Raw genomic sequence first — 13411 nt, forward strand, 5'->3', positions numbered from 1 at the left:
GCTACGCCTTGCCGACCCCGAAGGTCAGACCGGGCCCGTCCATCGTCGCGTAAGTCACATCGCGGACTGTGTTTCGGCGCTGGAAATGGCGGGAAACAAGCGAGGTTCTGCGGCGTGAGGGATCGGGAGAGCGGGACCCGGCGCCTCGAAAACGCGGGTCCGTGCCCGATCACACGTGTCCGCCTGGGCGGATGCAGTGGATCTTGACGCTCCGCTTCGCACCCTACGTCAACCGGATGTCGACGGCAGGCCCGGAAGAGTGATGAGGATCCGGCAGCCCCGCTCGGATTCGGCCACCCCGATCCGGCCGCCGTGCAGATCGACCGCCCAGCGCGCGATCGCCAGGCCGAGACCGGTGCCGCCGTCGCTGCCCGGACCGTGCGGCCGCGACACCGAACCCCGGTTGAACCGCTCGAAGACCCGGCGCCACTCCGAACGCGGGATGCCGGGGCCCTCGTCCAGCACCTCGAGCTCCAGGGACTCGGGCAGCTCCCCGCGCCGCGCCCGGACCGTCACCCGGCCGTGCGGCGGACTGTGCTTGACGGCGTTGTCGATGAGGTTGGCGACGACCTGGTGGATGCGCTCGGGGTCGGCGTGCGCGGTCAGCTCCGGCGGGAAGACGTCCAGGGCCAGGTGCACGTCGGTGCGGGTGTGGCTGCCGGAGCCTGAGGCGATGCCAGCGCGGGCGGAGGCGACCATGTTGGCCTCCTTGAGCACGCCCGACAGGTAGGGCCACACCTCGAAGCGCCGCTTGCGCAGCGGTATCACGCCGTTGTCCAGGCGGGAGAGGTCGAGGAGCGTCTCCACCAGCCGGCCGAGCCGCTCGGTCTGCCCGAGGGCCGTGCGCATGGTCTCCGGGTCGGCCTCGGTGACGCCGTCGACGATGTTCTCCAGCACCGCGCGCAGCCCCGCGATCGGGGTGCGCAGCTCGTGCGAGACGTTCGCCACCAGCTCCTTGCGCTGGAGGTCCTGCGCCTCCAGGTCGTCGGCCATGCGGTTGATGGTGACGGCCAGGTCGCCCAGCTCGTCGCGGCGGTTCTCCCGCACCCGGCGGGTGTAGTCGCCGTGCGAGATGGACCGGGCGACGGCGTTCATCTCGTCCAGCGGCGCGGTCAGCGAGTGCGCAACGAACTGCGTGATCAGCAGCGTGGCGATCATCGAGAACACCGTGATGAAGCGCAGCTCCGTCTTGGTGTGCACCGCGATCACCGAGAGACCGGTGGTGATCAGCACCGACGTGACGACGAGGGCGCCCAGCTTGGTCTTGATCGAGAACGGGCGTACGCCGCCCCAGGGGTCCCCGGCGGTCCGGCGGCCGGGGTTCCTGCGTGCGGCTTCCCGTCCCCGGCTCATGGCGTCGGCGTCTCCAGCGCGTAGCCCACGCCGTGCACGGTGCGGATGCGCTCGGCGCCGATCTTCCGGCGCAGCGCCTTGATGTGGCTGTCCACGGTCCGGGTGCCGGAGGCGTCCGCCCAGTCCCACACCTCGGCGAGCAGCTGCTCGCGGGAGAGCACCGCGCGCGGGGTGTTCGCCAGGCAGACCAGCAGGTCGAACTCGGTCGGCGTGAGGTGGACGTCCTCGCTGCGCACCCGTACCCGGCGCTGCGCGTGGTCGATCTCCAGCTCGCCCAGGCGCAGGATGCCGCTGCGCGGCGTCGAGGCGGCCACCACGGCCCGCTCCACCCGCCGCAGCAGCACGTGCACACGGGCGGCCAGCTCGCGCATCGAGAACGGCTTGGTCATGTAGTCGTCGGCGCCCACGCCGAGACCCACCAGCATGTCCGTCTCGTCGTCGCGCGCGGTGAGCATCAGCACCGGCACCGGCCGCTGGGCCTGCACGCGGCGGCAGACCTCCAGGCCGTCGAAGCCGGGCAGCATGATGTCGAGGATCAGCAGGTCGGGCTGCCAGGCCTCGGCCGTGTCGACGGCGGACGGACCGTCGCCCGCCGTCTGCACCAGGAATCCCTCGGCGCGCAGGCGTGTCGCGATGGCGTCCACGATCGTCTGATCGTCCTCGACCACCAGCACCCGGCGCTGTGCGCCCTGCGTGGCCGTGCCGTTGTGGGAGGTCTGTGTCTGCTCCATCGCCCGCCCCTGAGGTGTGCTCTCGGAATCCGTGGGGTGATCCCATGACTGCGCTTGACGCTTGAATGATCTGCGTCAGGGCAGCAGCGTACGGGGAGTCACCGCGCCTTTGCTATCCAGGCCCGACGCCGATGTGGATGACGTCCGGAACGCCCCGGGCAACGGGGATCTCTTCGGTACGCACCTGCTGGAAACCGGCATTACGCAAGGTTTCTTCGAATTCCGGAGAGGGCTGTGCGGACCACACGGCGAGCACCCCGCCGGGCCTCAACAGCCGTGCGCAGTCCGCAAGTCCGGACGGTCCGTACAGCCCGTCGTTGCCCTCGGTGACGGTCCAGCCGGGGCCGTTGTCGATGTCCAGACACAGGGCGTCGTACGTGTCGGATGTCTCATGGACGTACGCGACCAGGTCCGCCTCGACGATCTCCGTGCGCGGGTCGGCCAGCGCGCCGGCGGACAGCGCGGCCAGCGGCCCGGTGCGGTGCCAGCCGATGATCGCGCGCTCGCGTTCGACGACCGCGATCCGGCCCCAGCGGGGATCGGCGGCCGCGTGGACGAGGGAGAAGCCGACGCCGAGCCCGCCGATGAGCAGGCGGGGCGCGGTCCGCCCGCCGGAGGCGGCCAGCGCGTCGGCCGCCGCGTCGATCAGGCGCCGCTCCGAGCGCCCGTCGGAGGTGTCCATCAGGAAGCAACCGTTCGCGATGATCTGCAGCAGCCCCCCGTGCCGGCGCAGGACCACCTCGCCGTACGGGCCGTCACGGCGGTCCAGCACCTCGGGGGCTTCGGGGGAGTCGTGTGGAGTCAGGGGCATCGGCCCATCCTGGCACCCGCCCGGCGGGGAATGGCGGTCGGTTTCGCGGTGCTCTCCCGGGAGCCGGGACGCCCGCCCGCTGTGATCGCTCAGAGCGAACACCCCTGGGGGAACATTCGAGGGCTCCCTTTCATTGAGTCCATGTAACTCAACTTGACTGCCGAAGGGGAGATCATGGCTGCTGAGTCCGCCGCCTTCACACCGCTCACCCTGCCCGTGCTGCCGCTCGACGACGAAGTGGTCCTGCCCGGCATGGTCGTCCCCCTGGACCTGAGCGACGCCGAGGTACGGGCCGCGGTGGAGGCCGCCCAGGCCGCCGCCAGGTCCGAACCCGGCAAGCCCAGGGTCCTTCTCGTTCCGCGCATCGACGGCACCCACGCCGCCACCGGCGTGCTCGGCACCGTCGAGCAGGTCGGCCGCCTGGCCGACGGCGATCCCGGCGCCCTCATCCGCGGCCGGGGCCGGGTGCGCATCGGCGCCGGCACCACCGGCCCGGGCGCCGCGCTGTGGGTCGAGGGCACCCGGGTCGACGAGACCGTCCCCGACCCGCTGCCCGGCCAGGTCGCCGAGCTGGTGACGGAGTACAAGGCGCTCGCCACCGCCTGGCTGCGCAAGCGCGGCGCCTGGCAGGTCGTCGACCGGGTCCAGGCCATCGACGACGTGTCCGCGCTCGCCGACAACTCCGGCTACTCGCCCTTCCTCACCACCGAGCAGAAGGTCGAGCTGCTGGAGACCACCGACCCGGTCGCCCGGCTGAAGCTCGCCACGCAGCAGCTGCGCGACCACCTGGCCGAGCAGGACGTGGCCGAGACCATCGCGAAGGACGTCCAGGAGGGCGTCGACAAGCAGCAGCGCGAGTTCCTGCTGCGCCGCCAGCTGGAAGCCGTGCGCAAGGAACTGCGCGAGCTGAACGGCGAACGGGACGGCGAGGAGAACGACGACTACCGCGCCCGGGTCGAGGCCGCCGACCTGCCCGAGAAGGTCCGCGAGGCCGCCCTCAAGGAGGTCGACAAGCTGGAGCGCTCCTCCGACCAGTCGCCCGAGGGCTCCTGGATCCGCACCTGGCTCGACACGGTCCTGGAGATGCCGTGGAGCGAGCGCACCGAGGACGCCTACGACATCCAGGGCGCCCAGGCCGTGCTCGACGCCGAGCACGCGGGCCTGGAGGACGTGAAGGAGCGCATCACCGAGTACCTCGCGGTGCGCAAGCGGCGCGGCGACCGGGGCCTCGGCGTGGTCGGCGGCAGGCGCGGCGGCGCGGTGCTGGCCCTGGTCGGGCCGCCCGGCGTCGGCAAGACCTCGCTCGGCGAGTCCGTCGCCCACGCGATGGGCCGGAAGTTCGTCCGCGTCGCCCTCGGCGGCGTCCGCGACGAGGCCGAGATCCGCGGCCACCGGCGCACGTACGTCGGCGCGCTGCCGGGCCGGATCGTGCGGGCGATCAAGGAGGCGGGCTCCATGAACCCGGTCGTCCTGCTCGACGAGATCGACAAGGTGGGCTCGGACTTCCGGGGCGACCCGGCCGCCGCCCTCCTGGAGGTCCTCGACCCGGCCCAGAACCACACCTTCCGGGACCACTACCTGGAGGTCGAGCTGGACCTGTCCGACGTGGTCTTCCTCGCCACCGCCAACGTCCTGGAGGCCATCCCCGAGGCCCTGCTCGACCGTATGGAGCTGGTCCGCCTCGACGGCTACACCGAGGACGAGAAGGTCGTCATCGCCCGGGACCACCTGCTCCCGCGCCAGCTGGAGCGGGCCGGACTCGACGCCGACGAGGTCACCGTCGACGAGGGCGCGCTGCGCAAGCTGGCGGGCGAGTACACCCGCGAGGCGGGCGTACGCACTCTGGAGCGGTCCATCGCGCGGTTGCTGCGCAAGGTGGCCGCCCAGCACGAACTGGGCGAGCGCAAGCTGCCGTTCACCGTCACCGAAGGCGACCTGCGTGCTCTGATCGGCCGGCCGCACCACGTGCCCGAGTCCGCCCAGGACCCGGCGGAGCGGCGCACCGCGGTGCCCGGCGTGGCCACCGGCCTCGCGGTGACCGGCGCGGGCGGCGACGTGCTGTACGTCGAGGCGTCGCTGGCCGACCCGGAGACGGGCGCGGCGGGTCTGACCCTCACCGGTCAGCTCGGCGACGTGATGAAGGAGTCGGCGCAGATCGCGCTGAGCTTCCTGCGCAGCCACGGCGCCGAGCTGGAGCTGCCGGTCGGCGACCTCAAGGACCGGGGAGCGCACATCCACTTCCCGGCGGGCGCGGTCCCCAAGGACGGCCCGAGCGCCGGCGTCACCATGACCACGGCCCTCGCCTCGCTCCTGTCGGGCCGGCTGGTCCGCACCGACGTGGCGATGACCGGCGAGGTGTCGTTGACCGGGCGGGTGCTGCCGATCGGCGGGGTCAAGCAGAAGCTGCTCGCCGCGCACCGGGCGGGGATCACCACGGTGATCATCCCCAAGCGCAACGAGCCCGACCTGGACGACGTCCCGGCGGAGGTGATGGACAAGCTCGACGTCCACGCCGTCACCGACGTCCGCCAGGTCCTGGAACTGGCGCTCGCACCGGCGACGAACGGTGCGCGGCCCGAGGTTCCGGTCGCGGCGATGGGGGTACCTCCCAGGCTTTGAGCACTGGGGGAGGGCGCGGCCGGATGAGAAAGGGGAAGGCCCGGACTCCGTGTGGGTCCGGGCCTTCGCTCTGCCTTGGCGGCGCCGTCAGCCGTTGGCGAGTGCCTGCACGCGGTCCAGTGCGCCGTTGCTGTGTCTGTCCGGGGGTGACCCCCGGGCCCCCGGCCGGAGGGTGTGCCGCTCAGCCGTTCGCGAGTGCCTGCACGCGGTCCAGTGCGCCGTTGCTGTGTCTGTCCGGGGGCGACCCCCGTACCCCCGGCCGGAGGGTGAGCCGCTCAGCCGTTCGCGAGTGCCTGCACGCGGTCCAGTGCGCCGTTGAACTTGTTGTGGTCGCCGACCGTCGGGCCGGACGACGTGTACTGCCACATCGTCTGGTAGGCCCAGCCGGCCGGCAGCGTCCCCACCGCCGTCGCGTACCGGGCGATCCACAGCGGGTTGTTCGCCGCGAAGCCGCCGTAGTTGCCGGTGCACTGGGTCCACCAGCTGGTGGCCGTGTAGATGACGGCGTCCCGGCCGGTGCGGGCCTTGTACTGGTTCAGGAACTCCTGGATCCAGGTCACCATCGCGCTCTGCGTCTTGCCGTAGCAGGCGGCCCCGTACGGGTTCCACTCGATGTCCAGCGCGCCCGGCAGCGTCCTGCCGTCCCGGGACCAGCCGCCGCCGTGATCGACGAAGTAGTTGGCCTGGGTGGCGCCGTTCGTCGTGTCCGGCGTGGCGAAGTGGTACGCGCCGCGGATCATGCCGACGTTGTAGGAGCCGTTGTACTGCTGGGCGAAGTACGGGTTGGTGTAGTACGTCCCCTCGGTGGCCTTGGCGTAGGCCCACCGGACGCCGCTGTTCCACAGCGTCGACCAGGCGACGTTGCCCTGGTGGCTGGAGACGTCGACGCCCTCGGTCTGAGCCGCGCGGCCCGGGACGGGGGTGCCGTGCTCGCCGTCGTGGGCCGCGACGCCCATGCCCATGTGGGCGGAGCCGCGGGCCGGGACGTCCGCGGACGACGAGGCGTCGGCGGGGAGCGTGAACACGAGGGAGAACGCGGCGAGCAGGATGCCGGTGACGGCGAAGCGCCGTCCGCGGGCCGATCCGGATCTGTGCACGAGCATGACGTGCCCTCCGATGGCTCGGTGGTGCTCGGTGGGGGAAGCGCGAGTGGGGAGAACCCGCGTCTGGCGTGCGCATGCCATCCGGGGGTCCGGTGAAGACGCTACGCACGTAGAACGGGGCGGGGGAAGAGGGGCCGGGAGCCGCCGTTGGTCTAAGCCTGCGAAATACTTGTCGAGCTGCGGCGATGGCGGCGCATGGCGGAAACTTTCAGGACCCGAAAATCGAGGCAGGGGCTGACGTGCACGAAGACGGCAACGGGGGCGGTCGCGGAGTTGGATCCCACCTGTCCGGCAGTGGTGTGAACCAGCCGGAGTTCCTGGCCCTGGAGCGGGAGTTGACCGTCCTGCTGCGGCGGGCCAGGGCCAACCAGGGCGAGATGGCCCGGGAGGTCCACCCCGACCTGGAGCCGTCCGCGTACGGCCTGCTCGTCCGGCTCGGGGAGTGCGGCGGCCAGCGCGCCACCGACCTCGCCGCCTATATCGGCGTCGGGAAGGCGACGATGTCCCGCCAGTTGCGCGCCCTGGAGGAACTCGGGCTCGTCGCCCGCGAGCCGGACCCCGCCGACGGCCGGGCCTGGCTGGTCACCCTGACCCAGGAAGGCCAGGACCGCGTCGGCCGGGTCCGGGAGGCCCGCCGCGCCCGGTACGCCGGCCGGCTCTCCGACTGGGACCCGCGCGAGGTGACGGAGCTGGCCCGGCTGCTGCACGAACTCAACCGGGGCATGGAGAAGTAGCGCCGGACCCCGGCGGCGACGCCGCCCGCCTCACAGCTCGGCGTAGACCACCGTCGCGTCGTCGTGCGCCTTGCCGCGTCCGAGGAAGGCGCGCTGGCCCTCCGCGTCCGCCCGCTCCAGCTCCCGGACCCGGTCCACCAGGGCCTGCGCCCCCTGCTTGCGCACCAGCGCGAGGCAGTCGGCCCAGTCGCCCTCCCCGAACCGCTCCACCCACCGCGCCGCGCCGTCCGTCAGCGCCGCCACCGTCCGCACCGCGCCGCGCGGCAGCGCCCCCGTCACGGCGCGCGCCGCCACCTCCGGGTCGGCCGCGGCCGTGAAGAACCCGCCCTCCTTGTTGCGCAGCTCGGCGTCGATCACCGCGTCGCTCACGAGGGCCGAGCGGGGCAGCCGGGAGAGCCGGTCGTCCAGCACGGCCGTGAGGGCGCCGTCCGGGGCCTCCAGGAGCAGGGCCGAGTCGGACAGGACCAGGTACTCGACCGAGGCCGGGGACCAGCGGGCGAGAACCACGGTTGCCTGCGGGGTACGCGGGTGAGAAAGGTCACAGGTTTCCGCGTGGGCTGCCGCGGTACGAGCGATGGCGCGGGACAGGGTTTCGGTGAGGGGAAGATCCGGGAGTGAAGCGGTCAGTTCGGTCAGTGCTCCACCGAGGCGCGCCGTGAACCAGGGCACGGAATGCAGACAGCCCGTCGGGGTCCGCGGCGGTGTCACACCGTCCAGCACGACCAGCGAGCCGCCCTGCCCCGAGGCGGGCAGCGCGACGCTCGCGAAGTCCTCGTTGGGCTGGTCGGCGAGGCCAGGTTCCGAGGCGAGTTCCGTTCGCATCCGGCCAGTCTGCACGACCCCTTCACAGTGTTCGCAAAAGGCTGGCAACTTCCCCGGGATCACCGCAGTGGCGCAGGTCAGGCGCCGGATTTGGGATGGAATCCCATCCCCGGACGGCGCGTGGCGGCACATAGTGCCACCGCCTGTCGCAGACGTCCAACCGGCTCACCGGACGGCCGTTCGGCACGAGCCAGGGGAACTTGCTCCCCAACTCCCCTCCGGGGTTCACTCCTTCGGGTGGCGGGTCGGATGATGCGCGCTCACCGTCCACCGGCACTGGGAGGGTCGGGAACCGGTGGGGGGCCTGCCCCGCTCACGCGGTCTCCCCGCCCGGCGCGCTGTCGGCGGCCGGGGAACAGCCCAGCGCCCGGCGGCGGGCGTACGCGCCCCCGACCGGCCAGTTGACGGAGCGCCACCCGGGCCCACGGGTACACGAGTCAGGAATGCGAGCACCGGTGCAGAAGACGCGGCCTCGTCGCACAGGCAAGCAGGCGGCCCCCGCGGGGAGCGTGGAGCGCACCCCCGGCACCTCCACCCCTCCGCCGCCACAGGCCCCTGTCGGCAAGGGCCGCCCCACCCACGTACGCAACCGCCTCATCGTCGCCGTGGCGGTCGTGGCGGCCGCCGTCGCCGGGGCCGGAGCGCCCTCGCTGGTGACCGCCTCCGGGCAACTGAACGACTCCCAGGAACTGGTGACGCTCGCCGAGCAGACCCAGGGCGCGCTGACCCTCGCCCACTCCCTCGCCGACGAGCGCGACGAGGTCACGCCGTACATCGCGGCCGGCCGCCCGAAGTCCAAGGCGCCCTCCGAGCAGCGCAGCGCCCGCGTCGACCGCCAGGTCGAGGAACTGCGCGCCGACCCCGACACGCCCGCCTCCCTGCGCGAGGACCTCGACTCCGTCGCGGCGCTGCGCCGGGCCGCGCTCACCGGCAAGAGCACCGCCCTCGAAGCCCACCAGGCGTACGCGAAGGCCATCGCCGAACTCCACGCCCTGGCCGAGGAGCTGGGCGAGAAGATGCCGCCCCGCGCGGGCGCCGGCGCCCACGCGCTCGCCGAGCTGGACACCGCCGTCCAACAGGCCGCCGCCACCCGGGGGTTGCTGCTCGCGGCCCTGTCCGTGCCCAGCACCACCCGGACGGTCATCGACCCGGTCACCGGCCTGCCGACCGAGACGAGCACCACCTCCGACTCCGACGCCGAGCAGCGCGACGCGCTCTCCGCCGCCGCGCAGCAGGCGCGCGTCCGCTCCGACGCCGCCCTCGCCGGCTTCCGCGAGGGCGCTCCCAAGGAGGCCCGGAGCAGCTTCGACGCCACGGTCGCCGGGCCCGAGGTCAACTCGGCCGAGAAGTACCTCGCCGGCCTCACCGACGAACCGACGCTCTCCGACGGCGACCTGGGCACCAGCACCAAGCGGCTGGAGGCCGCCCTCTCCGCCCGCGTCGACGCGATGCGCGGCGCCGAGGCCGCGCTGTACGCGAAGCGCGTCCAGGGCCTGGAGCAGCTGCGCGACGACGACGTCACGGCGCTGGAGATCCGGATCGCCGTCCTCGGCGCCCTGGTCCTGCTCGCCGTCGGTATCGCCACCGCCCTCGCGCGCACCCTCACCCGCCCGCTGTCGGTGCTGCGGCGCGGCTCGGCCCGGCTGGCCGGGGCGGAGGACCCGGCGGCAGAGGAGCCGATCGCCTTCACCGGCCGCAACGACGAGTTCGCGCAGGTCGTCCGCTCCGTCAACGCCCTGCACACGCAGGCCGCCACGCTCGCCGGACGGGTCGCCACGCTGGAGTCCGACCGCAAGCACCTGGTCGGCCAGCGGCAGAAGATGGCCGACGCCCGCGAGGAACTGCGCGCCGAACTCGCCGAGTCCACGGCCCGCCTCGACGTGGTGCGCAAGAGCATCGGCTCCACCTTCGTCAACCTCGCCCTGCGCACCCTCGGCCTGGTCGAGCGGCAACTCGCCGTCATCGAGAGCCTGGAGGAGCGCGAGCAGGACCCGGACCGCCTCGCGACCCTGTTCAAGCTCGACCACTTCGCCACGGTCATGCGCCGGCACAGCGAGAACCTCCTGGTCCTCGCCGGCACCGAACACGTCCAGCACAGCGCCTCACCGGTGCCGCTGGTCGACGTGGTCCGGGCCGCGGTCAGCGAGATCGAGCGGTACGAGCGGGTGCGCATCGCCGCGCTGCCGCCGCACGCGCACGTGGCCGGGTTCGCCGCCGACGACCTCTCCCACCTGCTGGCCGAGCTGATGGAGAACGCCACCTCCTTCTCGCCGCCCGACCTGCCCGTCGAGGTGTCCGGCTGGCTCCTGGAGAACGGCGAGGTGATGCTCTCCGTCCAGGACGAGGGCATCGGCATGGCCACCGAACGCCTCCAGCGGCTCAACGCCCGCCTCACCGCGTTCGACCCCGAGGCGCCCTACGAGCGGGAGGGCGAGTCGGGCGAGGACGGTCTCGGGCTCGGCCTCTACGTCGTCGCCAGGCTCGCCCACCGGCACGGGGCGCGGGTGCGGCTGCGGGAGCAGAAGCAGGGCGGGGTCGCGGCCGTCGTCGTGCTCCCCGGCCCCCTGCTCGCGGCGGCCCCGCCGGCCGCGCTGGCCCCGACCGTGCCGGTCTCCGACGGCACCGGCTCCTTCTCCCTGCCCGGCGCCGACGCGGAGGCCAACTCCAACGTCCTGCACGGGCGGGCGGAGAAGGCCGAGCGGGCGGACTCGGCGGGGCAGGGCGCCGGGCAGGAGGCCGACGGCCCGCGGCCGGCCTCCGGTACCGATCCGCTGGTCGCCTCGGCCGAGGAGGCCGTACGCCGCGCGGAGGCGGAAGCAGCGGCGGAGGCGCAAGCAGGGGCGGAGACGGACGCGTCCAGCACCGACGTCCCCCACGCCGGCACCGCCCCGCCCCGGGCCACGGAGCCGGGCGAGCGCGAGGACCCCACCGGGACGGCCGACCCGGCGCCCGCGCAGCCGGAGGCGAGGCCCTCCTCCGAGGACTTCGAAACCGGTGAGGCCTCCGGAACCGGTGAGGACTGCGAAACCGGCCAGGACTCCGGAACCGGCCAGGACTCCAAGAGCCCCGAGGACGCTCCCGCCCCCGGCCGTGACCTCCCCGACGACGCCACGATGGCCCTCTTCCTGCCCGCCCTCGCGGAACCGGAGACCCGGCCGGCGCCCGCGGCCGACCCGTACGCCATCGGACCCGACGCCCACGACCGCGTGCCGGACCCGGCGGGGACGACCGCCCCGGCCCCGCAGCCGTCCGCACCGGAACCGGACGCACCGCGGCCGGCCGCCGCACCGCGGCCGGAGACCCCGGAACCGGACGCGCCGCAACAGGCGGAGTCAGGACCGGACCGACCCGAACCGCACGACCGCGTCACCGACAAGGGCCTGCCCAAGCGGACCCCGAAGCTCACCACCCCCGCCGCGGTGCCGCGGCCGCGCACCTCGGGGTCCGTCGACGCCGACGCGCTCCGCAGGCGCCTGGGCGGGTTCCGCCGGGGGGCGGAGGCCGGCCGCCGGGACGTCGAGGCGGAGATCGCCGACCGCACCGGGCAGAACCGGGCACCGGACGCGGCGGCGGACACAACCGAAGAAGCCACGGGGGGCACCGTCGAGGAGGCAAGCAGTTGACCGCGCCCAGTACCTTCGGACTGAGCAGTGAAGCCCGCAATCTGCACTGGCTGCTGACCAACCTCGTCGAGGAGGTGCCCGGCATCCGGTCGGTCGCAGTGGTCTCCTCCGACGGGCTCCTGCTCCTGTCCTCCGACCCCGGTCGCAACGAGGAGGCCCGGCAGAGCCGCGAGACGCCCCGGACGGGCCCGCGCGGTTCCGCCGCCGACCTCGCCACCGTCGTCTCCGGCGTCGGCAGCCTGACCGTCGGTGCCGCCCGGCTCATGGACTACGGCACCGTGAAGCACACGATGGTCGCCATGGACGAGGGCAGCCTGTTCGTCATGTCGATCAGCGACGGCTCGCTGCTCGGCGTGCACGGCTCCGCGGAGTGCGACATGAGCGTCGTCGCGTACCACATGGCGCTCTTCGTCGGCCGCGCCGGCCACGTCCTGACCCCCGAACTCCGCAGCGAACTGCGCAAGTCCCTGGAGTCCGAGTCGTCCGAGCCGTCCGAGTCGTCCCAGCCGACGGGGAGCGCCCGATGAGCAGCAGTCCCGGAAAGACCGGACCGATCAGCCGGGGCCACCTCCCGGTGCGCGGCGCCGACCGCAAACCCGCCCGCGTGCGGCCCTACTCGCTCACCGGCGGCCGCACCCGCTTCGGTCACGTCCTGCTCGTCGAGACGTTCGTCGGCGCCACCGCGGGCACCGCCGCCCTCGAAGCCGCCGAGGAGCGCAAGGAACTGACGAACGGAAGCCTCACCTCCCGCGTGATGCCGGAGATGCGGGCCATCGTCGAACTGTGCCGCCGTATGCGTACGGTGGCCGAGATCGCCGCGCTGCTGAAGATGCCGCTCGGCGTGGTCCGGGTGCTCCTCAGCGACCTCGCGGACCAGGGAAAGATCCGTGTGTACGGCACCGGGACCGGCCACGGCACGGGCCGCCCGGACCGCGCACTGCTCGAAAGGGTGCTCAGTGGACTCCGTCGTCTCTGACGCCGCCGCCTCCGGCGTCCCCCCGCTCGTCGACACCGACGGGCCCGTACAGCCCTGGCAGACGGACCCCACCCGCGCGCCGGTCGCCACGAAGATCGTCGTCGCGGGAGGGTTCGGCGTCGGCAAGACCACGCTGGTCACCGCCGTCTCGGAGATCACGCCCCTGCAGACCGAGGCGCTGATGACCGAGGCGAGCGAGGAGACCGACGACCTCACCGCCACGCCGGGCAAGCTCACCACCACCGTGGCCATGGACTTCGGCCGCATCACGCTCGACGACGACCTGGTGCTCTACCTGTTCGGCACACCGGGCCAGCAGCGGTTCTGGTTCATGTGGGACGACCTGGTCCGCGGCGCGATCGGCGCCGTCGTCCTGGCCGACACCCGCCGCCTGAAGGACTGCTGGCCGGCCCTGGACTACTTCGAGAGCTGCGGACTGCCGTACGTCGTCGCGGTCAACCACTTCGACGGCAGCGAGCTGTTCGAGGCGGAGGACGTGCGGGAGGCGTTGACGATCCCGGCGCACATACCTGTCATGATCATGGATGCGCGCCGTCGGATCTCGGCCATCGAGACCCTCTTGTCCCTCGTGGGCCACGCGCTCGACGAAACACCCGAGTAGACGAACCCCGAGCAGGA

At 73.0% G+C, this 13411-nt stretch carries 11 protein-coding genes; 6 read left to right on the top strand and 5 right to left on the bottom strand.

Annotated features, from left to right (window positions below; all coding sequences use genetic code 11):
- Nucleotides 1-228: 228 nt before the first annotated feature.
- The 3 genes from EV562_RS15185 to EV562_RS15195 all read right to left on the bottom strand — a co-directional run bounded on the left by EV562_RS15185 (nt 229) and on the right by EV562_RS15195 (nt 2895).
- Nucleotides 229-1353: an ATP-binding protein gene (locus EV562_RS15185; protein ID WP_133887324.1), complete on the bottom strand. Its 1125-nt coding sequence runs from the start codon at nt 1351-1353 to the stop codon at nt 229-231.
- Complete coding sequence (locus EV562_RS15190; RefSeq protein ID WP_003973686.1) at nt 1350-2084, bottom strand: response regulator transcription factor; 735 nt, start codon at nt 2082-2084, stop codon at nt 1350-1352. Before EV562_RS15190 ends, EV562_RS15185 begins: the two co-directional genes overlap by 4 nt.
- A gap of 112 nt (nt 2085-2196) precedes the next feature.
- Complete coding sequence (locus EV562_RS15195; protein WP_133887325.1) at nt 2197-2895, bottom strand: spermidine synthase; 699 nt, start codon at nt 2893-2895, stop codon at nt 2197-2199.
- 174 nt (nt 2896-3069) lie between these two features.
- Here EV562_RS15195 and lon point away from each other — a divergent pair, with 174 nt between their 5' ends.
- Nucleotides 3070-5514: an endopeptidase La gene (gene lon / locus EV562_RS15200; RefSeq protein ID WP_133887326.1), complete on the top strand. Its 2445-nt coding sequence runs from the start codon at nt 3070-3072 to the stop codon at nt 5512-5514.
- A gap of 275 nt (nt 5515-5789) precedes the next feature.
- Here lon and EV562_RS15205 read toward each other — a convergent pair whose 3' ends face one another.
- A complete protein-coding gene (locus EV562_RS15205) occupies nt 5790-6617 on the bottom strand; it encodes a lysozyme (protein ID WP_133887327.1) in 828 nt (275 codons plus the stop codon).
- Nucleotides 6618-6856: 239 nt separating this feature from the next.
- Between EV562_RS15205 and EV562_RS15210 the strand changes: the two genes are divergently transcribed.
- Complete coding sequence (locus EV562_RS15210; protein ID WP_133887328.1) at nt 6857-7351, top strand: MarR family transcriptional regulator; 495 nt, start codon at nt 6857-6859, stop codon at nt 7349-7351.
- 30 nt (nt 7352-7381) lie between these two features.
- On the opposite strand, the gene EV562_RS15215 is transcribed toward EV562_RS15210, so the two are convergent.
- Nucleotides 7382-8173 carry a protein phosphatase 2C domain-containing protein gene (locus EV562_RS15215; protein ID WP_133887329.1) on the bottom strand — a complete coding sequence of 264 codons (792 nt, stop codon included), beginning with the start codon at nt 8171-8173 and terminating at the stop codon, nt 7382-7384.
- Nucleotides 8174-8616: 443 nt separating this feature from the next.
- Here EV562_RS15215 and EV562_RS15220 point away from each other — a divergent pair, with 443 nt between their 5' ends.
- Genes EV562_RS15220 through EV562_RS15235 form a run of 4 tightly spaced genes read left to right on the top strand, consistent with a single transcriptional unit; the run spans nt 8617 to nt 13394 of the window.
- Complete coding sequence (locus tag EV562_RS15220; RefSeq protein ID WP_133887330.1) at nt 8617-11796, top strand: nitrate- and nitrite sensing domain-containing protein; 3180 nt, start codon at nt 8617-8619, stop codon at nt 11794-11796.
- Entirely contained in the window at nt 11793-12323 is a 531-nt protein-coding gene (locus EV562_RS15225) for a roadblock/LC7 domain-containing protein (RefSeq protein WP_166661801.1), read from the top strand. The genes EV562_RS15220 and EV562_RS15225 overlap by 4 nt, the downstream gene beginning before the upstream one ends.
- Nucleotides 12320-12772 (top strand): DUF742 domain-containing protein, encoded by a 453-nt coding sequence (locus tag EV562_RS15230; RefSeq protein WP_133887331.1) that lies wholly within the window; start codon nt 12320-12322, stop codon nt 12770-12772. Before EV562_RS15225 ends, EV562_RS15230 begins: the two co-directional genes overlap by 4 nt.
- On the top strand, nt 12753-13394 hold the full coding sequence (locus EV562_RS15235; protein WP_133887332.1) for an ATP/GTP-binding protein: 642 nt from the start codon (nt 12753-12755) through the stop codon (nt 13392-13394). Before EV562_RS15230 ends, EV562_RS15235 begins: the two co-directional genes overlap by 20 nt.
- Nucleotides 13395-13411: the final 17 nt, after the last annotated feature.

Origin of the sequence: Streptomyces sp. BK208, from assembly GCF_004364245.1 — a bacterium.
Lineage (GTDB): Bacteria > Actinomycetota > Actinomycetes > Streptomycetales > Streptomycetaceae > Streptomyces.